The sequence below is a fragment of the Mumia flava genome, assembly GCF_002797495.1.
In the GTDB taxonomy this organism is placed as follows: domain Bacteria; phylum Actinomycetota; class Actinomycetes; order Propionibacteriales; family Nocardioidaceae; genus Mumia; species Mumia flava.
This window is the reverse complement of record NZ_PGEZ01000001.1, coordinates 40,180-64,136: the sequence shown is the minus strand read 5'-3', so window position 1 is coordinate 64,136 and position 23,957 is coordinate 40,180. Positions and strand designations below refer to the sequence as shown.

24 protein-coding genes are annotated in these 23,957 nt (G+C 73.0%); 23 read left to right on the top strand and 1 reads right to left on the bottom strand.

From position 1 onward, the window contains the following. Nucleotides 1-29 precede the first annotated feature (29 nt). The 13 genes from CLV56_RS00335 (at nt 30) to nusB (ending at nt 11,896) form a co-directional block, all read left to right on the top strand. Nucleotides 30-620, top strand: coding sequence for a hypothetical protein (locus CLV56_RS00335; protein ID WP_039359164.1), 591 nt, complete (start codon nt 30-32; stop codon nt 618-620). Beyond that, the gene (locus CLV56_RS00330; RefSeq protein WP_157805017.1) at nt 617-955 is read left to right on the top strand and encodes a DUF6167 family protein; all 339 of its coding nucleotides are present in this window, start codon (nt 617-619) and stop codon (nt 953-955) included. Before CLV56_RS00335 ends, CLV56_RS00330 begins: the two co-directional genes overlap by 4 nt. Before the next feature lie 17 nt (nt 956-972). Continuing rightward, nucleotides 973-3,639 (top strand): alanine--tRNA ligase, encoded by a 2,667-nt coding sequence (gene alaS, locus CLV56_RS00325; protein ID WP_039359163.1) that lies wholly within the window; start codon nt 973-975, stop codon nt 3,637-3,639. Then, nucleotides 3,614-4,096, top strand: a complete 483-nt coding sequence (ruvX, locus tag CLV56_RS00320; protein ID WP_425437682.1) for a Holliday junction resolvase RuvX — start codon at nt 3,614-3,616, stop codon at nt 4,094-4,096. Before alaS ends, ruvX begins: the two co-directional genes overlap by 26 nt. Beyond that, nucleotides 4,093-5,235: an endolytic transglycosylase MltG gene (gene mltG / locus CLV56_RS00315; protein WP_100414211.1), complete on the top strand. Its 1,143-nt coding sequence runs from the start codon at nt 4,093-4,095 to the stop codon at nt 5,233-5,235. The genes ruvX and mltG overlap by 4 nt, the downstream gene beginning before the upstream one ends. Further along, the gene (locus CLV56_RS00310; RefSeq protein ID WP_039359162.1) at nt 5,235-6,047 is read left to right on the top strand and encodes a shikimate dehydrogenase; all 813 of its coding nucleotides are present in this window, start codon (nt 5,235-5,237) and stop codon (nt 6,045-6,047) included. Before mltG ends, CLV56_RS00310 begins: the two co-directional genes overlap by 1 nt. Nucleotides 6,048-6,204: 157 nt before the next feature. Further along, nucleotides 6,205-6,894: a prepilin peptidase gene (locus tag CLV56_RS00305; protein WP_157805016.1), complete on the top strand. Its 690-nt coding sequence runs from the start codon at nt 6,205-6,207 to the stop codon at nt 6,892-6,894. A gap of 88 nt (nt 6,895-6,982) precedes the next feature. After that, nucleotides 6,983-8,161, top strand: a complete 1,179-nt coding sequence (gene aroC, locus CLV56_RS00300; RefSeq protein ID WP_039359161.1) for a chorismate synthase — start codon at nt 6,983-6,985, stop codon at nt 8,159-8,161. Beyond that, a complete protein-coding gene (locus tag CLV56_RS00295) occupies nt 8,158-8,658 on the top strand; it encodes a shikimate kinase (protein ID WP_039359160.1) in 501 nt (166 codons plus the stop codon). Before aroC ends, CLV56_RS00295 begins: the two co-directional genes overlap by 4 nt. A 56-nt stretch (nt 8,659-8,714) precedes the next feature. Beyond that, the gene (gene aroB / locus CLV56_RS00290) at nt 8,715-9,809 is read left to right on the top strand and encodes a 3-dehydroquinate synthase (protein ID WP_039359159.1); all 1,095 of its coding nucleotides are present in this window, start codon (nt 8,715-8,717) and stop codon (nt 9,807-9,809) included. 37 nt (nt 9,810-9,846) lie between these two features. Further along, nucleotides 9,847-10,923, top strand: a complete 1,077-nt coding sequence (locus tag CLV56_RS00285; RefSeq protein ID WP_039359158.1) for a M24 family metallopeptidase — start codon at nt 9,847-9,849, stop codon at nt 10,921-10,923. Continuing rightward, on the top strand, nt 10,920-11,486 hold the full coding sequence (gene efp, locus CLV56_RS00280; RefSeq protein WP_039359157.1) for an elongation factor P: 567 nt from the start codon (nt 10,920-10,922) through the stop codon (nt 11,484-11,486). Before CLV56_RS00285 ends, efp begins: the two co-directional genes overlap by 4 nt. After that, nucleotides 11,486-11,896, top strand: coding sequence for a transcription antitermination factor NusB (gene nusB, locus CLV56_RS00275; protein ID WP_039359156.1), 411 nt, complete (start codon nt 11,486-11,488; stop codon nt 11,894-11,896). Before efp ends, nusB begins: the two co-directional genes overlap by 1 nt. 216 nt (nt 11,897-12,112) lie before the next feature. Here the strand turns inward: nusB and CLV56_RS00270 are convergent, their stop codons facing one another. Continuing rightward, nucleotides 12,113-12,493, bottom strand: coding sequence for a hypothetical protein (locus CLV56_RS00270; protein WP_157805015.1), 381 nt, complete (start codon nt 12,491-12,493; stop codon nt 12,113-12,115). A gap of 159 nt (nt 12,494-12,652) precedes the next feature. Between CLV56_RS00270 and pyrR the strand changes: the two genes are divergently transcribed. The 10 genes from pyrR to CLV56_RS00220 all read left to right on the top strand — a co-directional run bounded on the left by pyrR (nt 12,653) and on the right by CLV56_RS00220 (nt 23,841). Beyond that, complete coding sequence (gene pyrR, locus CLV56_RS00265) at nt 12,653-13,252, top strand: bifunctional pyr operon transcriptional regulator/uracil phosphoribosyltransferase PyrR (RefSeq protein WP_039359154.1); 600 nt, start codon at nt 12,653-12,655, stop codon at nt 13,250-13,252. Next, a complete protein-coding gene (locus CLV56_RS00260; protein WP_039359153.1) occupies nt 13,249-14,217 on the top strand; it encodes an aspartate carbamoyltransferase catalytic subunit in 969 nt (322 codons plus the stop codon). The genes pyrR and CLV56_RS00260 overlap by 4 nt, the downstream gene beginning before the upstream one ends. Next, nucleotides 14,214-15,515: a dihydroorotase gene (locus CLV56_RS00255; RefSeq protein ID WP_039359152.1), complete on the top strand. Its 1,302-nt coding sequence runs from the start codon at nt 14,214-14,216 to the stop codon at nt 15,513-15,515. The genes CLV56_RS00260 and CLV56_RS00255 overlap by 4 nt, the downstream gene beginning before the upstream one ends. Continuing rightward, nucleotides 15,512-16,675 (top strand): glutamine-hydrolyzing carbamoyl-phosphate synthase small subunit, encoded by a 1,164-nt coding sequence (gene carA, locus CLV56_RS00250; protein WP_039359151.1) that lies wholly within the window; start codon nt 15,512-15,514, stop codon nt 16,673-16,675. The genes CLV56_RS00255 and carA overlap by 4 nt, the downstream gene beginning before the upstream one ends. Then, complete coding sequence (gene carB / locus CLV56_RS00245) at nt 16,675-20,034, top strand: carbamoyl-phosphate synthase large subunit (protein ID WP_039359150.1); 3,360 nt, start codon at nt 16,675-16,677, stop codon at nt 20,032-20,034. The genes carA and carB overlap by 1 nt, the downstream gene beginning before the upstream one ends. Beyond that, nucleotides 20,031-20,876, top strand: a complete 846-nt coding sequence (locus tag CLV56_RS00240; RefSeq protein WP_039359149.1) for a dihydroorotate dehydrogenase electron transfer subunit — start codon at nt 20,031-20,033, stop codon at nt 20,874-20,876. The genes carB and CLV56_RS00240 overlap by 4 nt, the downstream gene beginning before the upstream one ends. Next, nucleotides 20,873-21,835: a dihydroorotate dehydrogenase gene (locus tag CLV56_RS00235; protein ID WP_100414993.1), complete on the top strand. Its 963-nt coding sequence runs from the start codon at nt 20,873-20,875 to the stop codon at nt 21,833-21,835. Before CLV56_RS00240 ends, CLV56_RS00235 begins: the two co-directional genes overlap by 4 nt. Then, nucleotides 21,828-22,706, top strand: a complete 879-nt coding sequence (pyrF, locus tag CLV56_RS00230) for an orotidine-5'-phosphate decarboxylase (protein WP_100414209.1) — start codon at nt 21,828-21,830, stop codon at nt 22,704-22,706. The genes CLV56_RS00235 and pyrF overlap by 8 nt, the downstream gene beginning before the upstream one ends. Before the next feature lie 124 nt (nt 22,707-22,830). Further along, complete coding sequence (locus CLV56_RS00225; RefSeq protein ID WP_039359148.1) at nt 22,831-23,187, top strand: hypothetical protein; 357 nt, start codon at nt 22,831-22,833, stop codon at nt 23,185-23,187. Between the two features lie 162 nt (nt 23,188-23,349). Beyond that, a complete protein-coding gene (locus CLV56_RS00220; RefSeq protein ID WP_039359147.1) occupies nt 23,350-23,841 on the top strand; it encodes a hypothetical protein in 492 nt (163 codons plus the stop codon). Nucleotides 23,842-23,957 lie beyond the last annotated feature (116 nt).

Here is a 23,957-nt window from a genome sequence, read left to right as displayed (position 1 = left end):
CCTCGGGGAGGCTCGGTAGGGTCGCCTGCATGTCCGCCGAGGCCTGGATCGTCACCGTCGCGAGCGCCGTCGCCGTGCTGGCGCTGGTCGCCGCGGTGCTGTCGTTCGGGCTGCTGCTGCGGTTGCGGCGGCAGGTGGCGGCGCTGCAGACCGACCGCGCACGCGCCGGTGACCTCGGCACGGAGCCCGCCGATCGCCCCGCGCCCGCCGACCACCCGGCCGACGGCGACGACGCCGAGGATCGACCGTCGACGGCGCCCGGGGTCCTCGAGGGTCGGATCGCCGCGCCCGGCGGCTCGCACACGGCGCGCGTGCCGGGTGACCCCGGCGCCGTGGTCACCCGCGACGGCCGTGTGGTCGTCCTTCCGACGGGCGAGCAGGTGGTGGCGGCTACGATGGGACGACCGCTGATCCGCGGTGCCGTGCTCAGCCACGGGCTGCTCTACGCGCTGCGGCCGCAGAGCCGTGACCGGATCCGCGGGATCGTCCGGAGGGAGTTCCGCCGCCGTCGCCGGATCCGTGCCCGGGCCGCCCGGGCCGCGGCGCGAGCGGCGAGGATCCGCCCGGAGCCGGCACCGCCACCGGCCGCCGACACGTTCGAGGAGAAGGGGAATCGATGAGGGCCCGCATGCTGTGGTTCGTCGCGGGGACGACCGCCGGCGTCTACGGCACCGTGAAGGCACGGCGCCTCGCGACCCGGCTCACCCCGACCGGGCTGGCCGACCAGCTGGCCGCCGTGCAGCTGGGCGCGAGCGCGTTCCTGGCCGAGATGCGTGTCGGGATGGCCGACCGCCAGCTCCAGATCGCCGAGCGTCTCGGGATCGACCCTGCCGACCTCCGCTCCGTCGACGTCGCCGCCGCGGCGGCGGACCGCCTCGCCGCCCCGCCCTCGCCGGCCGCGCTCGACGCCGCCCGCCCCGCCCTCCCGGCCACCCCCGGGAACGACACCCGCTGAACAGGACACCTCACCCCATGGACACTGCCGAGATCCACCGCCGCTTCCTCGCTCACTTCGAGCGCAACGGCCACACGGTGGTCCCGTCGGCCTCGTTGATCCTCGACGACCCCAACCTGCTGTTCGTCAACGCCGGCATGGTGCCGTTCAAGCCGTACTTCCTGGGTCAGGAGACGCCGCCGTTCGAGCGCGCCACCAGCGTGCAGAAGTGTGTGCGCACCCAGGACATCGAGGAGGTCGGCAAGACCACCCGGCACGGCACGTTCTTCCAGATGAACGGCAACTTCTCCTTCGGCGACTACTTCAAGGCCGGCGCGATCGAGCTCGCGTGGTCGCTGGTGACCGGCTCCGTCGACGACGGCGGTCTCGGCTTCGACCCGGACAAGGTCTGGGTCACGGTGCTGCCGAGCGACGCCGAGGCGCGTGCGGAGTGGAAGCGGGTCGCGGGCCTGCCCGACGAGCGGATCCAGGACCGCGGCCTGGAGGACAACTACTGGAACATGGGCGTGCCCGGGCCGGGCGGCCCGTGCTCGGAGATCTACATCGACCGCGGCCCGGAGTACGGACCGGACGGCGGACCGGTCGTCGACGAGGACCGCTTCCTCGAGATCTGGAACCTCGTCTTCATGCAGGAGGAGCTCGCCGCGGTCCGCAGCAAGGCGGACTTCGACGTCGCGGGCCCGCTGCCGAAGAAGAACATCGACACCGGCATGGGCATGGAGCGGGTCGCGTACCTGCTCCAGGGCAAGCAGAACATGTACGAGATCGACCAGGTGTTTCCCGTGATCGAGCGGGCGGCTGCGCTCTCCGGTAAGCGGTACGGCGCCGACCACGGCGACGACGTGCGGTTCCGGGTGATCGCCGACCACGTCCGCAGCGGTCTGATGCTGATCGGCGACGGGGTGACCCCCGGCAACGAGGGACGCGGGTACGTCCTGCGACGCCTGCTGCGTCGTGCGGTGCGCTCGATGCGCCTGCTGGGGTTCGAGGACCGGGCGCTGCCCGAGTTGCTCCCGGTCAGCCGTGAGCAGATGGAGCGGTCCTACCCCGAGCTGGGATCGGACTTCGCGCGGATCTCGCAGGTCGCCTACGCCGAGGAGGACGCGTTCCGCCAGACCCTCGCGAAGGGCACGCAGATCTTCGACCTGGCGGCCGGCGAGGCGAAGCAGTCCGGCGCGCCCTCGCTGAGCGGCCAGAAGGCCTTCCAGCTGCACGACACGTACGGGTTCCCGATCGACCTCACCCTCGAGATGGCCTCCGAGCAGGGGCTCGTCGTCGACGAGGACGGTTTCCGGTCGCTGATGGCGGAGCAGCGCGCCCGTGCGAAGGCGGACGCGAAGTCGAAGAAGGGCCGGCACGCCGACACGGCCGTCTACCGCGACGCCCTGGACGCGAACGGCCCGAGCGAGTGGCTCGCGTACACCACCCTGAGCACCGAGTCGGTCGTGCAGACCGTGATCAAGGAGTCGGGCCCGGCGGCGGTCGTCGCCGAGTCCGAGATCGCCGAGGTCGTGCTGGACCGGACCCCGTTCTACGCGGAGTCGGGTGGCCAGAACGCCGATGCCGGCGTGCTGGAGTGGGACGGCGGCCGCGCCGAGGTGCTCGACGTGCAGCGCCCCGTCCGAGGGCTCGTGGTGCACCAGGTCCGTGTGCTCGCCGGCGAGCTGGCCCACGGCACGCCCGTGCACGCGCAGGTCGACCCGCAGTGGAGGCTCGGTGCGTGCCAGGCCCACTCCGGCACCCATGTCGTGCACGCGGCGTTGCGCGAGGTTCTCGGCCCGACCGCGCTGCAGTCCGGCTCGTACAACCGTCCGGGCTACCTGCGGCTCGACTTCGGCTGGAGCAACCCGCTGAGCCCGGAGCAGATGCACGACGTCGAGCAGGCCGCGAACCGTGCTCTGCGCGAGGACCTGCCGGTCTCGGCTGCGGTGATGTCGCTGGAGAAGGCGAAGGAGATCGGGGCGCTCGCGCTGTTCGGGGAGACCTACGGCGAGGACGTCCGGGTGATCGAGATCGGCGGCCCGTGGTCGCGTGAGCTGTGCGGCGGCACGCACGTCGCCCACTCCTCGCAGATCGGCACGGTCGTGATGACGTCGGACTCCTCGGTGGGTGCCGGCAACCGCCGGGTCGAGGCCGTGGTCGGGCTCGAGGGCTTCTCGTACCTCGCGCGCGAGCGTGACCTCGTCGCGCAGCTCGGGGACCTGCTGAAGACGCCGTCGGAGGATCTGGGCGACCGGGTCAGCGACCTGGTCGGACGCCTGCGGACCGCCGAGAAGGAGATCGAGAAGCTGCGGGCGGCCGAGCTGCTGTCGTCCGTCTCGGACCTCGCCGCGCGTGCGGTGGACGTGGCCGGGACGGCGTACGTCGGGCACGTGGCCGACGGCCTGTCCGCCAAGGACGCCCGCACGCTCGCGCTGGACGTGCGCGGGCGGCTGGACCCGGCGCGGCCCGGCGTGGTCGCGGTGGTGGGGACGTCCGACGGGAAGGCGGCCTGCGTGGTCGCGGTGAACGAGGCCGGGCGCGAGGCCGGGCTCGCCGCCGGCGAGCTGATCAGGCCCGCGATGGCGGCCCTGGGCGGTCGTGGTGGCGGCAAGCCCGACGTCGCGCAGGGCGGAGGCACCGACGTCGCGGGGGCTCCCGCCGCCGTCGCGGCGGTCCGTGACGCCGTCGGGAGCGCGGCCTGACGTGCGGGCGGGCGTACGGATCGGTGTCGACGTCGGCGACGTCCGGATCGGCGTGAGCGTCAGCGACCCCTCGGGGCTGCTCGCGACTCCGGTGGAGACCGTGCCGGCGGGCGCGACGTCCGTCCGGGCGATCCTCGCGATCGCCGAGGATCGACGTGCGGTCGAGATCGTGGTTGGCTTGCCACGATCACTGTCGGGGGACTGGGGACCGGCTGCGCACAAGGTGCGCGGCTACGCCGAGGAGCTGGCTCGGAGCACACCGCTCCCGGTCCGGCTCGTTGACGAGAGGATGTCGACCGTGACCGCCGAGCACGCGCTGAGAGAGGTCGGGCGCAAGGGCAAGAAGCGTCGGGCCGTCGTCGACCAGGCCGCGGCCGTGGTGATCCTGCAGTCGGCGCTGGACGCCGAGCGGTCCCAGGGACGTGCTCCGGGCGAGCTGGTGGAGGTCGCACGATGAGCAACCTCGGACTCATGCCCGACGAGGAGCGTCGCCGTCCCGGGCACCGCTCGAAGAAGCGTCGCAAGTCGAAGGAGCGCCGGGGCGGCTTCAGCTGCCTGGTGGTCCTGGCGGTCGCGGCCGGGCTCCTGGTCGCTGCGTACTTCGGCGCCACGAGGGGCCTGTCCGCCGTCGAGTCGCTGTTCGCCGGGCCGGAGGACTACTCCGGGCAGGGCACGGGATCGGTCGTGGTGGAGATCAGCACGGGCGACTCGGTCGCGGCGATGGGGCGCACGCTCAAGGACGACGGGGTGGTGGCCAGCGTGGACGCGTTCCTCGCGGCCGCCGACGCCACCGGCGGCGAGGTGACCCAGGTCCAGCCGGGCTTCTACGACATGCGGGAGCAGATGTCGGCGGAGGCCGCGGTGCAGCGGCTGCTCGACCCGGCTGCGCGCGTCGACGCGCAGGTGACGGTCCCGGAGGGCGCACGCACCGACCAGGTGGTGGACATCGTGGCCGAGCAGACGGACTTCGGCCGCAAGAAGGTCGAGGCTGCGCTCGCCGACCCGAAGCTCGGGCTGCCGGGCGCCGCGAACGGCGACCCGCAGGGCTACCTCTATCCGGCGACGTACACGGTCGCGCCCGACACCACCGCGATGTCGCTGCTCCAGCAGATGGTCTCCGCCGGTGGCGAGGTCCGCCAGGAGGTCGGCGTCGGCCAGGGCGCCCAGGCGCTGGGGTACACCCAGGCCGAGATCGTCACGGTGGCGAGCATCGTGCAGGCCGAGGCGGGCACGGCCGACATGCGCAAGGTCGCCCGGGTGATCTACAACCGGCTCGACCAGGGCATGGCGCTCCAGATGGACTCGACGGTGCACTTCGCGGTCGGCAAGAACGGCAGCGTGTGGACCAGCGAGACCGACCGGGACTCCGACTCGCCGTACAACACCTACAAGTTCGCCGGTCTTCCGCCCGGTCCGATCGACAACCCGGGTGAGAAGGCCCTGAACGCCGCGGTGAACCCGGCGGACGGGGACTGGCTGTACTTCACGGTGATCGACCCCGAGACCGGTGAGTCGGCCTTCACGTCGTCGTACGACGAGCACCTCGCGAACGTCGAGGAGTTCAAGGCGAAGTGCGCGGAGCAAGGGGGCTGCTGATGCCGCGCTGCGCCGTGCTGGGCAGCCCGATCGCGCACTCGATGTCCCCGCCCATGCACCGGCGCGCCTACGAGCACCTCGGGCTGACCGACTGGACGTACGAGGCCTTCGACGTCGACGAGGACGGCATCGGCGTGTTCCTCGCCGGCCTCGACGACCGGTGGCGGGGACTGTCGCTGACGATGCCGCTGAAGCGTGCGGTGCTGCCCTACCTCGACACCGTCGACGTCGGCGCGCAGGAGGTCGGTGGCGTCAACACCGTGATCCGCGACGTCGAGGGTCTGCACGGCTTCAACACCGACCTGACGGGCGGGGTCGCGGCGCTGCGCGAGCGCGGGGTCGACGCGGTCACCGACGCGCTCGTGATCGGGGCGGGGGCGACGGCGGAGTCGATGGTGGCGTCGCTGCGCCGGCTCGGGCTCCGTCGGGTCACGATCGCGGCCCGTTCGCTGGAGCAGGCCGACGCCCTGGCTGCGCGTCTGTCCGGCCACGGTCTGGAGACCGAGGTCGCAGGGCTGGGTCCGGACATGGTCCGGTCGGCCCAGGTGGTCGTGTCGACCGTCCCGACCGTGGCCGTCACCGGGTTCGCCGACGAGCTGGTCGCGCGTTGCGACGCGGTCTTCGACGTGGTCTACGACCCCTGGCCGACGCCGCTGGCGACCGCGGCGATCAACGCGGCCGTGCCGGTGATCAGCGGTCTGGACCTGTTGGCGCACCAGGCGGTCGACCAGGTGCGGCTGATGACGGGTGCCGAGATCGAGGCGGGGCTGCTCCGCGAGACCGCGCTCGAGGCACTGGCCCTTCACCGCTGAGCGTCTGGCCGTCGTTCCGAGCGCTCGGAGTCGATCGGTGCCGCGACTCGGTGCGGGTGACGACCCCGGCAGTCCGCGGGTCCGTGGGCACCGCCCGGTCGTGCCTGGGCTGGGGACGACGGCGCCGCGCGGCACGCCGTACGGCTATCGTGCGTCCGTGTCCGAACTTCTCCTGGCCGCGTCGATGGCCGTGGCCGGAGGGGTCGGCGGTGCGCTGGCGCCGCTGGTGCTGGCTCGCCTGCCCGAGCCGGACGACGCGGCCGAGGACAAGATCACCTACGCCCGGCTGGCACGTCGGCGCGGACTGGCGGGGGCGTACGCGGTGCTGGGGGCGCTCGGGTGCGCGGCGATCGGCTGGCGCTGGTCCGACGCGCCGGTGCCGGTGCTCGCCGCGTGGGTGGTGGTCGTCGTCCTGGGGGTGGTGCTCGCCGACGTCGACCTGCGCACCCGGCTGCTGCCCCGGCGGCTGGTGCTGCCCGCCTATCCGCTGCTGCTCGTCCTCGCCGCGCTCGCCGCGGTGGTCGCGGACGATCTCGGCCTGCTGGTCCGCGTCGGGGTCGGGTGGCTGGCGGTCTCGGGCGGCTACCTGCTGCTGTGGGTGGCCTCGCCCCGCGGCATCGGGTACGGCGACGTCCGGCTGTCCGGCGTCCTCGCGATCGCGCTGGCGATGCTGGGATGGGCGCCGCTCGTGGTGGGGACCTACGCCGCGTTCCTGGTCGGCGCAGCGGTCGGTGTCGTCGTCCTCGTCCGGCGGCGCCCGGACCGCACGTTCCCGTTCGGGCCGAGCATGGTGCTCGGCGCGTGGTGCGGAGCGCTGCTCGGGGGCCTCCCCGCCTCCTGGTGGTGAGGCGGGCGGGAGGCGTGCGCCCGAGGCAGGTGCGCGCCCGTGGCGAGACGCGCACGGGACCCCGTGCCCGGCATGACAGACTTGGCGCATGCTTCGGTGGTTGACGGCAGGGGAGTCCCACGGCCCTGCCCTGGTCGCGGTCCTGGAAGGGATGCCTTCGGGTGTCGAGGTGACGAGCACGACGATCTCGGACGCGCTCGCTCGCCGGCGTCTCGGCTACGGGCGCGGCGCCCGGATGAAGTTCGAGGCCGACGAGCTCGAGATCGTCGGCGGGATCCGGCACGGACGGACGCTCGGCAGCCCGATCGCGCTGCGGATCGGCAACTCCGAGTGGCCGAAGTGGGACAAGGTGATGGCGGCCGACCCGGTCGACGAGGACGAGCTCGCGGGCGTGGCGCGCAATGCTCCGCTGACCCGTCCGCGTCCCGGTCACGCCGACCTCGTCGGGATGCAGAAGTACGCCCACGACGAGGCGCGTCCGATCCTGGAGCGCGCGAGCGCCCGTGAGACCGCGGCGCGGGTCGCGCTCGGTGCCGTCGCCACGGCGTTCCTGCGCCAGGTCTGCGGGGCGAGCGTGGTGAGCCACGTCGTCGAGTTCGGCGGCGTCCGGGCGCCGAGCGGACTGGTCCCGACGATCGACGACGTCGAGCGCCTCGACGCCGACCCGGTGCGTACGCTCGACGAGGCGACGTCCGCGGCGATGGTCGCCGAGGTCGATGCCGCACGCAAGGACGGCGACACCCTCGGCGGGGTCGTCGAGGTCGTCGTCCACGGGCTCCCGCCGGGCCTCGGCAGCCACGTCCACTGGGACCGGCGGCTCGATGCCCGTCTGGCGGCCGCCCTGATGGGGATCCAGGCGATCAAGGGGGTCGAGCTCGGCGACGGCTTCGAGCTCGCCCGGACCCGGGGGTCGCTGGCGCACGACGAGATCGTCGGCACCGAGGACGGCATCCGGCGGACGTCCGGGCGGTCCGGCGGGACCGAGGGCGGCATGTCGACCGGCGAGGCGCTGCGGGTCCGGGCCGCGATGAAGCCGATCGCGACCGTGCCGCGGGCGCTGCGCACGGTGGACGTCCGCACCGGCGAGGCGGCCCAGGCGCACCACCAGCGCTCCGACGTGGCCGCGGTCCCCGCGGCCGGCATCGTCGCCGAGGCGATGGTGGCGCTGGTCGTCGCCGACGCGGTGGTGGAGAAGTTCGGTGGCGACTCGGTCGCGGAGACCGCCCGCAACGTGGCTTCGTACCTCGACCAGCTCGCGCCGGCGTGAGCCCCCGGGTGGTCCTCGTCGGCCCTCCGGGGGCCGGCAAGTCGACGGTTGCGGCGCTGCTGGGCGAGGCCTGGGGCGTGGCGGTGCGCGACACCGACGCCGACGTGGAGGCGTTGACCGGGACGGCCATCGCCGACCTGTTCGTGGAGCGGGGCGAAGCGCACTTCCGTGACCTGGAGGCCGGGGCGGTCGCCCGGGCGCTCGCCGAGCACGACGGTGTCCTCGCCCTGGGCGGGGGAGCGGTGATGCGGCCCGAGACCCGCGAGGCGCTGGCTGGCCACCCGGTCGTGTTCCTCGACGTCGGTCTGGCCGAGGCCGCGTCGAGGGTCGGCCTCACGACGAGCCGCCCGCTGCTGCTGGGCAACGTACGCTCCCAGATGAAGGCGCTGCTCGACGAGCGCCGTCCTGTCTACACGGAGGTGGCGGCCCATGTCGTCCCCACCGACGGCCGCACCCCCGACGAGGTGGCGCAGGCCGTGCTGTCCCTGATCGACTGACCGAACGATCCGTCGACCGAGGCCCGAGCCGCGGCCGGTCGGAGCAAGGAGCCACGGTGTCCGACCCGACCCGAGTGAGCGTCGCGACCGCGCAGCCGTACGACGTGGTCGTCGGCCACGGACTCAGCGCGCACCTGCCGCCGCTGCTGCCCTCCGAGGCGGAGCGGGTCGCCGTGGTCCACCCCGTCGCCCTGCGCGCGCTCGGCGAGGCGGTCCGGGCCGCGCTGGCGCGGACCGGGCTGGAGGCGCACGCGATCGAGGTGCCGGACGGGGAGTCGGCGAAGACGGCCGACGTGGCCGGGTTCTGCTGGTCGGTGCTGGGCGGTGCCGGCTTCACCCGCTCGGACGCGATCGTGGGGGTGGGCGGCGGCGCGACGACGGACCTGGCGGGCTTCGTCGCGGCGACCTGGCTGCGCGGGGTGCGCTTCGTCCTCGTCCCGACCACGGTGCTGGGGATGGTCGACGCCGCGGTCGGCGGCAAGACCGGCATCAACACCGCCGACGGCAAGAACCTCGTCGGGTCGTTCCACGAGCCGTCCGGCGTGCTCTGCGACCTGTCGTTGCTGCGCTCGCTGCCGGTCAACGAGATCCGCTCCGGCCTCGCGGAGGTCGTCAAGTGCGGCTTCATCGCGGACCCGGAGATCCTGACCCTGCTCGAGCCGAACCCGTCGGCGGCCCTCGACGTCGGCAGCGAGGTGCTGCGGGAGGTGGTCACCCGCGGGATCCGCGTCAAGGCCGCGGTCGTCGCCGGGGACCTGCGTGAGTCCGGTGCCGGCGGCGGGATCGGGCGGGAGGCGCTGAACTACGGCCACACCCTGGGCCACGCGATCGAGCGACACGAGGCGTACGCGTTCCGCCACGGCGCCGCGGTCTCGATCGGCATGGTCTTCGCCGCCGAGCTGGCCCGGCTGTCCGGGCGGATCGACGCCTCCCTCGTGGCGCGGCACCGGTGGCTGCTCCAGGCGATCGGGCTGCCCACCTCGTACCAGCCGGGCGCGTGGGACGACCTGCTGGCCGGGATGCGGCTGGACAAGAAGGCCCGGGGCTCGCAGCTGCGGTTCGTGGTGCTCGACGGGCTGGCGCGGACGTCGATCCTGGCCGGCCCCGACGACGCCACGCTCATGTCGGCGTACGCCGAGATCAGCCGCTGAGCGCTTGCGTCCCGGCCGTCGGGCTAGGGTGGCGGGCATGGCTGTGGAGCACGATGCACGGCGGGGACGCCTGGCCGCGATGATCCGCGCTCGCGGGATCGCGACGGCCCTCGTCACCGATCTCGTCAACGTCCGCTACCTGACCGGGTTCACCGGCTCGAACGGCGCGGTCGGCGTCGCCGCCGACGGCACCGCGGTCCTGGTGACCGACGGCCGCTACCAGGACCAGGCCCGGGCCGAGGCCCCGGACGTCCAGATCGAGGTCGACCGCGACCTGCTCGGGACCCTGTCGGCGCGGCTGGGCGGGGCCACCCGGGTCGGCGTCGAGACGCATGCGCTGTCCGTCGACGAGCACGAGCGCCTGGTGAGTGCGCTCGACGGGGTCGAGGTCGCCTCGCTGCGGCGCGCCGTCGAGGAGCTGCGGGTGGTCAAGGACGAGGTCGAGCTCGACGCGCTGCGCGTCGCGTGCCGGGTCTCGACCGAGGCGCTCGCGGGCCTGCTGGAGGGTCCGCTCGTGGGGCGCACGGAACGGGCGGTCGCACGCGACCTGGAGTGGCGGATGTACGAGGCCGGGGCGGAGGCGATCGCGTTCGACACGATCGTGGCCTCCGGCCCCAACAGCGCGATCCCGCACCACGACCCGACCGAGCGGGTGCTCGAGACCGGGGACCTGCTCAAGATCGACTTCGGGGCGCGTGTGGACGGCTACCACGCCGACTGCACCCGGACGGTCGTCCTCGGGCGCGCCGACGCCTGGCAGCGCGAGATCCACGACGCGGTCCGTGAGGCGCAGGCACTCGGCGTCGAGGGGTGCCGGGAGGGTCGACAGACCGACGAGGTGGATGCCGACGTCCGGGGGAGCCTGGCCGACGCGGGCTGGCTGGAGCACTTCACGACGGGCCTCGGGCACGGCGTCGGCCTGAGGATCCACGAGGACCCGTTCTTGAGCTCGCCGAGCCCCGCTAGACTGGACCGCCGCACCGCCCTGACGGTCGAGCCCGGGATCTACGTCCCCGGTCGCGGGGGCGTGCGCATCGAAGACACCCTCGTCGTGACCGACGGCCAGCCCGAGCTGTTGACGGTCGCGACCACTGAACTCCTGGAGCTCGCCTGATGGCAACGACGAACGACCTGAAGAACGGCATGGTGCTCAACCTCGACGGACAGCTGTGGGCCGTCGTGTGGTTCCAGCACCACAAGCCCGGCAAGGGCGGGGCCGTCGTCCGCACCAAGCTGAAGAGCGTGCTGTCGGGCAAGGTCGTGGACCGCACCTTCACGGCGGACGTGAAGGTCGACGTGGCCACGGTCGACAAGCGCACGATGCAGTACCTCTACCACGACGGCGACTCCTACGTGTTCATGGACACGACCACGTACGACCAGCTCCCGCTGTCCGAGGACGTCGTCGGCGAGGCCGCCGGCTTCCTCCTGGACAACCAGGAGGCGATGGTCGCGACGCACGAGGGCACCCCGCTCTACATCGAGCTCCCGGCGTCGGTCGAGCTGACGGTCGAGTACACCGAGCCGGGCCTGCAGGGTGACCGGTCGTCGGGCGGCACGAAGCCCGCGAAGCTCGAGACCGGTCGCGAGATCCAGGTCCCGCTGTTCATCACGACGGGCGAGAAGATCAAGGTCGACACGCGCGACGGCAGCTACCTGGGTCGCGTCAGCAGCTGATGGGCGCGCGTACGAAGGCCCGCAAGCGCGCCCTCGACGTCCTGTTCGAGTCCGAGATGCAGGACCGGCCGGTCGGCGCGTCGCTGGACGAGCGGCTCGCCGCCGGCGATCCGCCCGTGAACCCGTACACGGTCGAGCTGGTCGAGGGTGTGCGGGAGCACCGCGATCGGATCGACGCCCTGCTGACCGAGTTCGCGCAGGGGTGGACGCTGACGCGGATGCCGGCGGTCGACCGCAACCTGCTGCGGATCGGTGCCTACGAGATCCTGTTCCGCGACGACGTCCCGGACCCGGTCGCGATCTCCGAGGCCGCGAACCTCGCCGGCGACCTCTCCACCGACGGCTCGCCGTCGTTCGTGCAGGGTCTGCTGACCCGGATCGCCGACGAGAAGCCCGCCCTCCCCGCCTGACCCCTCCGCGCTGGTCGAGGCCGAGACCCCACCTCCCGCTGGTCGAGGCCGAGCGGAGCGAGGATCGAGACCCCAACCCCCGCTGGTCGAGGCCGAGCGGAGCGAGGATCGAGACCCCAACCCCCGATGGTCGAGGCCGAGCGGAGCGAGGATCGAGACCCCAACCCCCGCTGGTCGAGGCCGAGCGGAGCGAGGATCGAGACCCCACCTCCCCCCTCAGACGCCCGCGGCCCCCGTACCGCGGCTGGACATCGGACGCCCCACCTGCAGGTTTTCGTTGCCGGCAACAAGAAGTGGTTCGTGGCACCGGAAGCGCGCGCGATTCCTCCGTGCCCGGAGCCAGGTTCCATTGCCGGCAACGGAACCCCCGCTCGCGACGGGCCGGGACGTCGCCGTGTTTTCGTTGCCGGCAACGAAAACACGCGGGGCCGGGGATCCGCCGGCTCCCCGCTGGACGCCCTCGAACTCGCCGTCGGACCGCACGCACGCGTGGCCTGCGGCGCTGAGGCGGCCCTCCGGCCCGTCGAGGTCGCGCACGAGGAGGGCGGGGTGCGCCTTGGGCGCGGGCGCGAACGGCGCCGCGACCCCGAGGATCATGGGGATGTCCTCCTCGGTCGGCATCACGTCGTGCCGGTCCGTACGGGTCCGTCCGACCCGCGGAGGACGCCGTACGGCGTGTCGTTCGCGGCCCTGTAGGCTGTGCTCGACAGACGTCCTTTAACCACCGTCCCGTGAGGCGGAGAAGGAGGTCAGCCGGTGTCAGCGCACACCCCTGATTCCGCGCGCCCTGGTCCCGACGAGACCGGCGCACGTCCCCGTGTGGTCCTCGACGCAGGCGACATCGCCCGCGCTCTGACCCGCATCACCCACGAGATCCTCGAGAAGAACCGCGGCAGCGACGACGTCGTCGTCCTGGGGATCCCCACCCGCGGTGTCGAGCTCGGCCGCCGCGTCGCGGACCGGATGAGCCAGGTCGAGACACGGCCCGTCCCGTACGGCTCGCTCGACATCACGATGTACCGCGACGACCTGCGGCTGAAGCCGGCGCGGGCTCTGGAGCGCACGGAGATCCCCGTCGACCTGGACGACAAGGTCGTGGTCCTGGTCGACGACGTGCTGTTCTCGGGGCGTACGATCCGGGCCGCCCTCGACGCCCTCGGCGACCTCGGGCGGCCCCGGGCCGTGCAGCTCGCCGTGCTCGTCGACCGAGGCCACCGCGAGCTGCCGATCCGGGCCGACTTCGTCGGCAAGAACCTCCCGACCGCGTTGTCGGAGCAGGTGAAGGTGCACGTCGCCGACCACGACGGGGCCGACGAGGTCCTGATCGAGTCGGCGCGGACGGAGGAGGCGCGATGAGGCACCTGCTGTCGGCCGGCGACCTGAGCCGCGACGAGGCGGTGCTGCTGCTCGACACCGCCGAGGAGATGCGGCACATCGCCGAGCGGCCGATCAAGAAGCTCCCCACGCTGCGGGGCCGTACGGTCGTCAACCTGTTCTTCGAGGACTCCACCCGCACCCGGATCTCGTTCGAGGCGGCGGCCAAGCGGCTCAGCGCGGACGTGATCAACTTCGCCGCGAAGGGGTCGAGCGTCTCCAAGGGCGAGAGCCTCAAGGACACCGCGCTCACGCTCCAGGCGATGGGCGCCGACGCGGTCGTGATCCGCCACCAGGCCTCCGGCGCCCCGAAGCGGCTCGCCGACGCCGGCTGGATCGACTCCGCGATCCTCAACGCCGGGGACGGCTCGCACGAGCACCCGACCCAGGCGCTGCTCGACGCCTTCACGATGCGCCGTCACCTCGGCGATCTCGACGGTCGTCGGATCACGATCGTCGGGGACGTGCTGCACAGCCGCGTGGCCCGCTCGAACGCCCTGCTGCTCGCCACGCTCGGCGCCGAGGTCACCCTGGTCGCTCCGCCCACCCTGATGCCGTACGGAGTGGAGTCGTGGCCGGTCGAGACGACGTACGACCTCGACTCGGCGCTGGCGAAGACCGACGCCGTGATGATGCTGCGGGTGCAGCGCGAGCGGATGAACGCCGCGTACTTCCCGAGCGCACGCGAGTACAGCCGCCGCTACGGCCTCGGGGTCGAGCGGCTCGCCCGGATGCCGGAGCACGCGATCGTGCTGCACCCCGGCCCGATGAACCGCGGGATGGAGATCACCGCCGACGTCGCCGACTGCGACCGCTCGGTGATCGTCGAGCAGGTCACGAACGGCGTCGCCGTCCGGATGGCCGCCCTGTACCTCCTCCTCGGCGGCGCGCGCGAGGCCGCCGCCCCCGCCAGCACCCCCTCCGCCACGACAGAAGGGCAGGCATGAGCGCCTACCTCCTCCGCCACGCGTCCCTGCTCGGCGAGACGGTCGCCGACGTCCGGATCGCCGACGGCGTGATCACCGAGATCGGCACCGACCTGGATCCGGGCGCGGACACGGTCGTCGACGCCGAGGGCCTGATCGCGCTGCCGGGTCTGGTCGACCTGCACACCCATCTGCGCGAGCCGGGCCGCGAGGACTCCGAGACCGTCGAGACCGGCACCCGCTCGGCCGCCGCCGGCGGCTTCACGTGCGTGCACGCGATGGCCAACACCGACCCCGTCGCCGACACCGCCGGTGTCGTGGAGCAGGTCTGGCGGCTGGGGCGCGAGCACGGCTGGTGCGACGTCGCACCGGTCGGCGCCGTGACCGTCGGCCTCGACGGCGAGCGGCTCGCCGAGCTCGGCGCGATGGCCGACTCCGCGGCCGGCGTCCGGGTGTTCTCCGACGACGGCCGCTGCGTCTCCGACGCGGTGCTGATGCGTCGGGCGCTGGAGTACGTCAAGGCGTTCGACGGCGTGATCGCGCAGCACGCGCAGGAGCCGCGCCTGACCGAGGGCGCCCAGATGAACGAGGGCGAGCTGTCCGGACGGCTCGGGCTGACGGGCTGGCCGGCGGTCGCCGAGGAGGCGATCATCGCCCGCGACGTCCTGCTCGCCGAGCACGTCGGGTCGCGGCTGCACGTCTGCCACCTCTCGACCCGCGGCTCGGTGGAGATCGTCCGCTGGGCGAAGTCGCGCGGCGTCGACGTGACCGCCGAGGTCACCCCGCACCACCTGCTGCTCACCGACGCGCTCGCCGCGACGTACGACCCGCGCTACAAGGTCAACCCGCCGCTGCGGACCGCCGACGACGTCGCCGCCCTGCGCGAGGCGCTCGCCGAGGGGGTCATCGACATCGTGGCGACCGACCACGCGCCGCACCCGAGCGAGGACAAGGAGTGCGAGTGGGCGGCCGCGGCGTTCGGGATGACCGGGCTGGAGACCGCCCTGTCGGTCGTCCAGCACACGATGGTCGACACCGGCCTGCTCGACTGGGCGGGAGTCGCCGAGCGGATGTCGGCCACGCCGGCCCGGATCGGCCGGGTCGCCGCGCACGGCCGCCCGCTCGCGGTCGGCGAGCCCGCCAACGTCGTGCTGTACGACCCGGCGGCGAGCCGCACGATCGATCCGCGCGACGCGGTCTCGCGCTCGCGCAACATCCCGTACGCCGGGCTCGAGCTGCCGGGACGGGTCGTCGCCACCTTCCTGCGCGGTCGCCCGACGGTGCTCGACGGTGCGCTGGTGCAGGAGGTGGCCGCATGAGCCAGGTCGTACGGACGCCCGCGGTGCTCGTCCTGGAGGACGGGCGCACGTTCCGTGGTGAGTCCTACGGGGCTCGGGGCACGACGCTGGGGGAGGCGGTCTTCTCCACCGGGATGACCGGCTACCAGGAGACGCTGACCGACCCCTCGTACCGCCGCCAGGTCGTCGTGATGACGGCGCCGCACATCGGCAACACCGGCGTCAACGCCGACGACCCGGAGTCGGGCCGGATCTGGGTCGCCGGGTACGTCGTCCGCGACCCCGCGCGCCGCGTCAGCAGCTGGCGCGCGACCGGGACGCTGGAGGACGAGCTGGTCGCCCAGGACGTCGTCGGGATCAGCGGCGTGGACACCCGCGCCCTCACCCGGCACCTGCGCGAGCGGGGCGCGATGCGGGTCGGGATCGCCTCCGACGGCACCTCGGCCGAGGCACTGCTCGATCAGGTCCGGGAGGCCCCGTCGATGGCGGGCGCCGACCTGGCCGCCGAGGTGACCACCGACGCGGCGTACGTCGTCGAGGCTCGTGGCGAGAAGCGGTTCACCGTGGCCGCGGTCGATCTGGGGATCAAGGCGATGACGCCGCACCGGATGGCCGAGCGCGGGATCGAGACTCACGTCCTGCCCGCCGGCGCCACCGTCGACGACGTGCTGGCGGTCGGGGCCGACGGGGTGTTCTTCTCCAACGGACCCGGCGACCCGGCGGCGACCACGGGCGCCGTCGCGCTGCTGCAGGAGGTGCTGCGGCGCCGGATCCCGTTCTTCGGGATCTGCTTCGGCAACCAGATGCTGGGCCGCGCGCTCGGGTTCGACACCTACAAGCTGAAGTACGGCCACCGCGGGATCAACCAGCCCGTGATGGACCGGACCACCGGCAAGGTCGAGGTCACCGCGCACAACCACGGCTTCGCCGTCGATGCGCCGACCGACCGGCCGGTGGAGACCCCGCTGGGGATCGCGGAGGTCACCCACGTGTGCCTCAACGACGACGTCGTCGAGGGCCTGGCGCTGCGCGACCCGGACGGCCGGCCGCTGGCGTTCAGCGTCCAGTACCACCCCGAGGCGGCCGCGGGCCCGCACGATGCCGAGTACCTGTTCGACCGCTTCGCCGACCTCATGGCCGACCGCGCCGGGTCGGCCGGCAACGAAGAAGGGGGGCGCTGATGCCGCGCCGCGACGACATCTCCTCCGTCCTCGTGATCGGGTCCGGGCCGATCGTGATCGGCCAGGCCTGCGAGTTCGACTACTCCGGTACGCAGGCGTGCCGGGTGCTGCGCAGCGAGGGGCTGCGGGTGATCCTGGTCAACTCGAACCCGGCGACGATCATGACCGACCCCGAGTTCGCCGACGCCACCTACGTCGAGCCGATCACCCCGGAGTTCGTCGAGCGGGTGATCGCGCAGGAGCGCCCGGACGCGCTGCTCGCGACGCTCGGCGGCCAGACCGCGCTCAACGCCGCGATGTCGCTGCACCACGGTGGCGTGCTGGAGAAGTACGGCGTCGAGCTGATCGGCGCGTCGGTCGAGGCGATCGAGAAGGGCGAGAACCGCGAGTCGTTCAAGGCGATCGTGGAAGGCCTCCCCGACGCGTGGGGCGCCGAGGTGGCCCGCTCGGCGATCTGCCACTCGATGGCCGACTGCCTCGCCGCGGTGGAGGACCTCGGCTACCCGGTCGTCGTCCGCCCGTCGTACACGATGGGCGGCGTCGGGTCGGGGATCGCGCACGACGAGGCCGACCTGCACCGGATCGCCGGCGCGGGCCTGGCCGCCAGCCCGACCACCGAGGTGCTCCTGGAGGAGTCGATCCTCGGCTGGAAGGAGTACGAGCTGGAGGTGATGCGCGACAAGGCCGACAACGTCGTGATCGTCTGCTCGATCGAGAACGTCGACCCGATGGGCGTGCACACCGGTGACTCGATCACCGTGGCACCGGCGATGACCCTGACCGACCGCGAGTACCAGCGGCTGCGCGACATCGCGATCGGGGTGATCCGCGAGGTCGGCGTCGACACGGGCGGCTGCAACATCCAGTTCGCCGTGAACCCCGCGGACGGTCGGGTCGTCGTGATCGAGATGAACCCGCGGGTCTCGCGCTCGAGCGCGCTGGCGTCGAAGGCCACCGGCTTCCCGATCGCGAAGATCGCCGCCAAGGTCGCCGTCGGCTACACCCTCGACGAGATCCCGAACGACATCACCGAGCAGACCCCGGCGAGCTTCGAGCCGACCCTGGACTACGTCGTGGTCAAGGTGCCGCGGTTCGCGTTCGAGAAGTTCCCGTCCGCCGACGAGCGGCTCACGACCCACATGAAGTCGGTCGGTGAGGCGATGGCGATCGGCCGGAGCTTCACCGAGGCGCTCCAGAAGGCGCTGCGCTCGCTGGAGCGCCCGGACGCGGTCTTCGACTGGCACCGCGAGTGGGTCGATCTCGACAAGGAGTCGCTCCTCGCCGAGATCGCGACGCCGCACGACGGGCGCCTGAAGAAGGTGATGGACGCGCTGCGCGCCCGGGCGACGCCGGAGGAGATCTTCGACGCGACCCGGATCGACCCGTGGTTCGTCGACCAGCTCGCCCTGATCAACGAGGTCGCCGAGGAGCTGAGCAGCGCCGAGGAGCTCGATCCGGTCGTGCTCCGCCGGGCGAAGCGGCACGGCTTCTCCGACGCGCAGATCGGCAAGATCCGCGGGATGAGCGCCGACGTCGTCCGCGGGGTGCGGCACGCTCTGGGGATCCGTCCGGTCTACAAGACGGTCGACACCTGCGCGGCCGAGTTCGCGGCGCGTACGCCCTACCACTACTCGTCCTACGACGAGGAGACGGAGGTGGCGCCGCGGGATCGTCCGGCGGTGGTCATCCTCGGCTCCGGCCCGAACCGGATCGGCCAGGGGATCGAGTTCGACTACTCCTGCGTGCACGCGTCGCTCGCGCTGTCCGAGGCCGGCTACGAGACCATCATGGTCAACTGCAACCCGGAGACGGTCTCGACCGACTACGACACCTCCGACCGGCTCTACTTCGAGCCGCTGACGCTCGAGGACGTGCTCGAGGTCGTGCACGCCGAGCAGAAGGCGGGCCCGCTCGCCGGCGTCGTCGTGCAGCTCGGCGGGCAGACGCCGCTCGGCCTGGCGGCTGCGCTCGAGGCGGCGGAGGTCCCGATCGTCGGGACGTCCCCGGCCGCGATCGACCTCGCCGAGCACCGTGGGGAGTTCGGCCGGGTGCTGGCACAGGCCGGGCTGCCGGCTCCGAAGCACGGCACCGCGACGTCGTTCGCGGGTGCGAAGCAGGTCGCCGACGAGATCGGCTACCCGGTCCTCGTCCGCCCCTCGTACGTCCTGGGCGGCCGCGGCATGGAGATCGTGTACGACGAGGCGGCCCTGGCGGGCTACATCGAGCGTTCGACGGAGATCTCGCCGGAGCACCCGGTGCTGGTCGACCGGTTCCTCGACGACGCGGTCGAGATCGACGTCGATGCGCTGTTCGACGGCACCGACCTCTACCTCGGTGGCGTGATGGAGCACATCGAGGAGGCCGGGATCCACTCGGGCGACTCCTCCTGCGCGCTCCCGCCGATCACGCTGGGCGCCGAGGACCTGGATCGGATCCGGGTCTCGACGCGGGCCATCGCCGAGGGCGTCGGGGTGCGCGGCCTGATCAACATCCAGTTCGCGCTCAGCTCCGACGTGCTCTACGTCCTGGAGGCCAACCCGCGCGCCTCGCGCACGGTGCCGTTCGTCTCGAAGGCGACCGCGGTGCCGCTGGCGAAGGCGGCCGCCCGGCTGATGCTGGGGGAGTCGATCGCGGACCTCCGAGCGGCCGGCGTCCTGCCGGCGACGGGCGACGGCGGCGACCTCGGACCGGACGCGCCGGTCGCCGTCAAGGAGGCGGTGATGCCGTTCAACCGCTTCCGGACCGTCGAGGGCACGACCGTCGACACCCTGCTGGGCCCGGAGATGCGCTCCACGGGGGAGGTGATGGGCATCGACTCGCTGTTCGGCACCGCCTTCGCGAAGGCGCAGGCGGGGGCTCAGGAGGGTCTGCCGACCGGCGGGAAGGTGTTCGTCTCGGTCGCCAACTCCGACAAGCGGCACATGATCTTCCCGATCAAGCGGCTGGCCGACCTGGGCTTCGAGATCGTGGCGACGGCCGGGACGGCTGCGGTGCTGCACCGCAACGGCGTCGACGCGGCCGTGGTCCGCAAGCTGGGCGAGGAGCCGGTCGACAGCGGGCACGCGATCGTCGACCTGATCTCGTCGGGCGAGGTGGGGCTCGTGATCAACACGCCGCACGGCGCGACGTCGGGCGGCAGCCCGCGCGTCGACGGGTACGAGATCCGGACCGCGGCGATCAACGCCGGCGTCCCCTGCATCACCACGGTGCAGGGTCTGGCAGCGGCGGTGCAGGGGATCGAGGCGGCTCGCTCGGGGGAGGTGGGGGTCCGCTCGCTCCAGTCCTGGGGAGCGGCCCTGAAGGTCGGCCCCGGACCGGCCGGGGATGCGGCCGGGGATGCGGCCGAGGTGCCGGCATGACGGTCACGCAGGCCCGTGGCCGCGTCGTCAGCCGCACGCCGGTCGGCGACTACCACCACCTGGTGATCGCGGTCGAGGGCATCGCCGAGCACACCCGGCCCGGGCACTTCGTCGCGCTCGCCGTGGGCGGGGCCGACTCGGGGATGCTCCTGCGTCGGGCGTTCTCGATCTATCGCACGTCGACGACGGGGCGCTACGGCCCGACGGTGGAGGTCGTCTTCGCCGCCCACGGCAAGGGCACCCGCTGGATGGCGGACCTGGCCCCGGAGGACGAGATCGACGTCGTCGGCCCGATGGGCCGGCCGTTCGCGCTGCCGAAGGAGAAGGTCGCCTGCATCCTGGTCGGCGGCGGGTACGGCTCGGCGCCGATGTTCTCGCTCGCGAGCGCCCTGCGGGAGCGGGGGAGCAGCGCGCACTTCGTGCTCGGCGCGGCGACGACACCGCGCCTGTTCGGCGTGCTGGAGGCCAACCGGGTGGGGTCCAGCGTGCACGTGACCACCGAGGACGGGTCGACCGGCACCCGGGGTCGGGTGACCGACGTCCTCGAGGGTCTGGTCGACGACGTGGAGGCGGCGGTCGTCTACGCCTGCGGTCCGATGGGCATGCTGCGGGCGGTCGCCGACCTGGCCGAGGACGCCGGCGCGTGGAGCCAGTGCGTCGTGGAGGAGTCGATGGCCTGCGGTGTCGGCGTGTGCATGACGTGCGTGCTGCCGGTCGAGGGAGAGGACGGGCTGGTACGCATGGTGCGCAGCTGCGTGGAGGGCCCGGTGTTCCGGGGCGACCGGGTCCGGTGGGACGCGGTCGGGACGATCCCGCCGGGGACGCTGGGGGCGCCGCGATGAGCGCGGCCGAGGGCGGCCGGGCGCCGCTCGATCCCGCCGACGTCGATCTCGCGGTCGACCTGTGCGGACTGCGGATGCCGACGCCGGTGATGACCGCGTCCGGCTGCGCGGCAGCCGGTCGCGAGCTGGACCAGTTCTTCGACGTCACCTCGATCGGCGCGGTGGTGACGAAGTCGATCATGCGCAGCCCGCGCTCCGGTCGGCCGACGCCGCGGATGGTCGAGACCCCGTCAGGGATGCTGAACTCCATCGGGCTCCAGGGTCCCGGGATCGACGCGTTCCTGGCCCGGGACCTGCCCTGGCTGGTCCAGCGCGGCGCGCGGGCGTTCGTCTCGATCGCGGGGGAGACCGCCGACGAGTACGTCGAGCTGGCGCGTCGCGTGGGCCAGGCTCCGGGCGTCGCGGGCATCGAGGTCAACATCTCCTGCCCGAACGTCGAGAACCGCGGCATGGTCTTCGCCTGCGACCCCGACTCGTCGTACCGCGTCCTCAGCGAGGTCCGCCCCCACATCCCCGACGACATCCCCGTCTTCGCGAAGCTCACGCCCGACGTCACCGACATCACGATCGTGGCGGGCGCCGCGGCCGACGCGGGTGCGGACGGGGTGACGGTGATCAACACGCTGCTCGGCATCGCGATGGACCCCGACACGCTGCGTCCGCGGCTGGGCGGGGTCACCGGTGGGCTGAGCGGTCCCGCGGTCCGCCCGGTCGCGGTCCGCGCGGTCTGGCAGATCCGCCGTGCGCTCCCGGACCTCCCGATCATCGGCGTGGGCGGGATCCGCACGGGCTTCGACGCGCTCGAGATGGTGCTCGCCGGCGCCGCGGCGGTGCAGGTCGGCACCGTGATCTTCCACGACCCGTCGGCGCCGGTCCGCGTCGCCGACGAGCTGCGCGACGAGCTCGCGGTCCGCGGGTTCGCATCGTTGGACGAGGTACGGGGGTTGGCGCATGTCTGAGCCGGTCGGTCCGCAGGAGCCAGGAGACGCCGGGGGCCCCGGGGACGCAGAACCGTTCGGTGCGCGGCTGTGGGCCGCGACCCGGCGGTACGGTCCGCTGTGCGCGGGCATCGACCCGCACGCGGCGCTGCTCGACGCCTGGGGCCTGCCCGACGACGTCGCGGGACTGGAGCGCTTCGCGCTGCGGGCGGTCGAGGCGTTCGCGGGCGAGGTCGGCGTCGTGAAGCCCCAGTCCGCGTTCTTCGAGCGGTTCGGAGCGGCCGGGGTGGCCGTGCTGGAGCGCACCGTGCGCGAGGCACGCAGCGCGGGTCTGCTCGTGCTGCTCGACGTGAAGCGCGGCGACATCGGGTCGACGGCGGCGGCCTACGCCGACGCGTACCTCCATGCCGACTCGCCCCTGCGGGTCGATGCCGTGACGGTCAGCCCGTACCTCGGGCTCGGCTCGCTGGACCCGTTCCTGCAGCGCGCCGCCGAGCACGGCGGCGGTGTCTTCGTGCTGGCGCTCACGTCGAACCCCGAAGGGTCCCAGGTGCAGCGTGCGCGTCTGGAGGGCGGCGCGACGGTCGCACAGACGATGCTCGACGGGATCCGGGAGCGCAATGCCGGGGTGCGACCCCAGGGCTCGTACGGAGCGGTGGTCGGGGCGACGCTCGGCGACCTGGACGCCGACGTCCGGATCGGCGGTCCGCTCCTGGTGCCCGGCTACGGGGCGCAGGGCGGGACGTCGCAGGACCTCGCACGGATGTTCGGCGACGTGTGGGACCACGTCCTCGTGGCCTCGTCGCGCGGCGTCCTGGGGCGCGGACCGGACGTCGACGGTCTGCGCGGGGCCGTCCGCGAGGCCCGTGAGGACCTGGCCTCGGCTCGCTGAGCCGGCCACGCCCGACCCGTCGTCGTCCTGAGCCCGGCGTGCCCTAGGGTCGTGGTGCGCCGAACCGGCGCGCATCGACGACTCGGTCGGCCCGGGGGCCGACCCGAACGCCAGGAGCCTCTTCATGATCCGTCCGCTTCGTGCCCTGCCCGCCGTCCTGCTCGCCGGTGTGGCGCTGACCGCGTGCGGCGGCGGTGGTGACGAGTCCGCGGCCTACTGCGACCAGGTCGAGGCGTTCGCCGACGCGGCGCAGGACCTGGACGCCGAGCAGGCGTCCACGTACGCCGAGGAGGTCCAGAAGGTGGTCGACGAGGCCCCGGACGGCATCGTCGATGCGTGGACGACGCTGCAGGAGGGCTTCGCGGCGGTCGCCGACGGTGATGTCGAGGGGGTGGACGCCGACGCGATCCAGGAGGCGACCGACTCCATCGAGCAGAACGTCAAGGACGACTGCGACCTGGACCTCAACGAGCTGGGCTGACCCGGCGGCAGCGTCCGGGCCAGAGCAGCGCACCCGCCCGGTGGGGCGGGTGCCGCTCGGGGGTTGGCGGCGGGCGTCCGGAGCACTACTGTGTTCCTCGCCACAGCCGTACGCCGTGTGCAACTGAGAGTGGCACACGCGCATCCCCCGAGGAGCCCCGTCATGCCCTGGACCCGTCTCGCCGCCTCGCTGCTGACCACCGGCCTGCTCGTCGCCACCGCGGCGTGCAGCGGATCGGACTCCGACGGTGGCGGTGACGAGAGCGCGCAGGCCTCGGCACCCTCGGCCTACTGCGCCTCGGTCGCCGACTCCGCCGAGGCGTTGTCGCGGATCGGCTCGGACCCGTCGATGAGCACCGACGACTTCGCGGGCACGATCGAGGTGGTCCGCGAGGTCGGCGCCGAGGCCGGCGACGAGGCGGGTGAGGCGTGGACGACCGTCGCCGACGGGCTCCAGCAGGTCCACGACGGGCTGACCACCGCCGGCATCGAGCTCGGCGACCTGACCAAGCCGAAGAAGATCGACCAGCTCAAGCGCAAGCAGCGCAAGGCGCTGGAGAACGCGATCTCGGCCCACCTCGGCATGTCCGAGGCGATGCAGACGATCGTGGACGACGTCGAGTCCGAGTGCGGGGTCGCCCTCGGCGAGAGCTGAGCGCCCTCTAGGCTGTCCGCGTCGCCCGCCTCCGTCGGCGCCGCGCCAGCACCGGCGGAGGAGGTCCGGGACCGCGCCGAGTCGCGGTCCTGCCCGTCGGCGGTGACGGTCGTGTT

Bases quoted from the DNA above. Each gene is read 5' to 3' on its own strand.
- CLV56_RS00335 (WP_039359164.1), top strand. From the start codon at position 30: ATGTCCGCCGAGGCCTGGATCGTCACCGTCGCGAGCGCCGTCGCCGTG.
- CLV56_RS00330 (WP_157805017.1), top strand. From the start codon at position 617: ATGAGGGCCCGCATGCTGTGGTTCGTCGCGGGGACGACCGCCGGCGTC.
- alaS (WP_039359163.1), top strand. From the start codon at position 973: ATGGACACTGCCGAGATCCACCGCCGCTTCCTCGCTCACTTCGAGCGC.
- mltG (WP_100414211.1), top strand. From the start codon at position 4,093: ATGAGCAACCTCGGACTCATGCCCGACGAGGAGCGTCGCCGTCCCGGG.
- CLV56_RS00310 (WP_039359162.1), top strand. From the start codon at position 5,235: ATGCCGCGCTGCGCCGTGCTGGGCAGCCCGATCGCGCACTCGATGTCC.
- aroC (WP_039359161.1), top strand. From the start codon at position 6,983: ATGCTTCGGTGGTTGACGGCAGGGGAGTCCCACGGCCCTGCCCTGGTC.
- CLV56_RS00285 (WP_039359158.1), top strand. From the start codon at position 9,847: ATGGCTGTGGAGCACGATGCACGGCGGGGACGCCTGGCCGCGATGATC.
- nusB (WP_039359156.1), top strand. From the start codon at position 11,486: ATGGGCGCGCGTACGAAGGCCCGCAAGCGCGCCCTCGACGTCCTGTTC.
- CLV56_RS00270 (WP_157805015.1), bottom strand. From the start codon at position 12,493: ATGATCCTCGGGGTCGCGGCGCCGTTCGCGCCCGCGCCCAAGGCGCAC.
- CLV56_RS00260 (WP_039359153.1), top strand. From the start codon at position 13,249: ATGAGGCACCTGCTGTCGGCCGGCGACCTGAGCCGCGACGAGGCGGTG.
- CLV56_RS00255 (WP_039359152.1), top strand. From the start codon at position 14,214: ATGAGCGCCTACCTCCTCCGCCACGCGTCCCTGCTCGGCGAGACGGTC.
- carA (WP_039359151.1), top strand. From the start codon at position 15,512: ATGAGCCAGGTCGTACGGACGCCCGCGGTGCTCGTCCTGGAGGACGGG.
- carB (WP_039359150.1), top strand. From the start codon at position 16,675: ATGCCGCGCCGCGACGACATCTCCTCCGTCCTCGTGATCGGGTCCGGG.
- CLV56_RS00240 (WP_039359149.1), top strand. From the start codon at position 20,031: ATGACGGTCACGCAGGCCCGTGGCCGCGTCGTCAGCCGCACGCCGGTC.
- CLV56_RS00235 (WP_100414993.1), top strand. From the start codon at position 20,873: ATGAGCGCGGCCGAGGGCGGCCGGGCGCCGCTCGATCCCGCCGACGTC.
- pyrF (WP_100414209.1), top strand. From the start codon at position 21,828: ATGTCTGAGCCGGTCGGTCCGCAGGAGCCAGGAGACGCCGGGGGCCCC.
- CLV56_RS00225 (WP_039359148.1), top strand. From the start codon at position 22,831: ATGATCCGTCCGCTTCGTGCCCTGCCCGCCGTCCTGCTCGCCGGTGTG.
- CLV56_RS00220 (WP_039359147.1), top strand. From the start codon at position 23,350: ATGCCCTGGACCCGTCTCGCCGCCTCGCTGCTGACCACCGGCCTGCTC.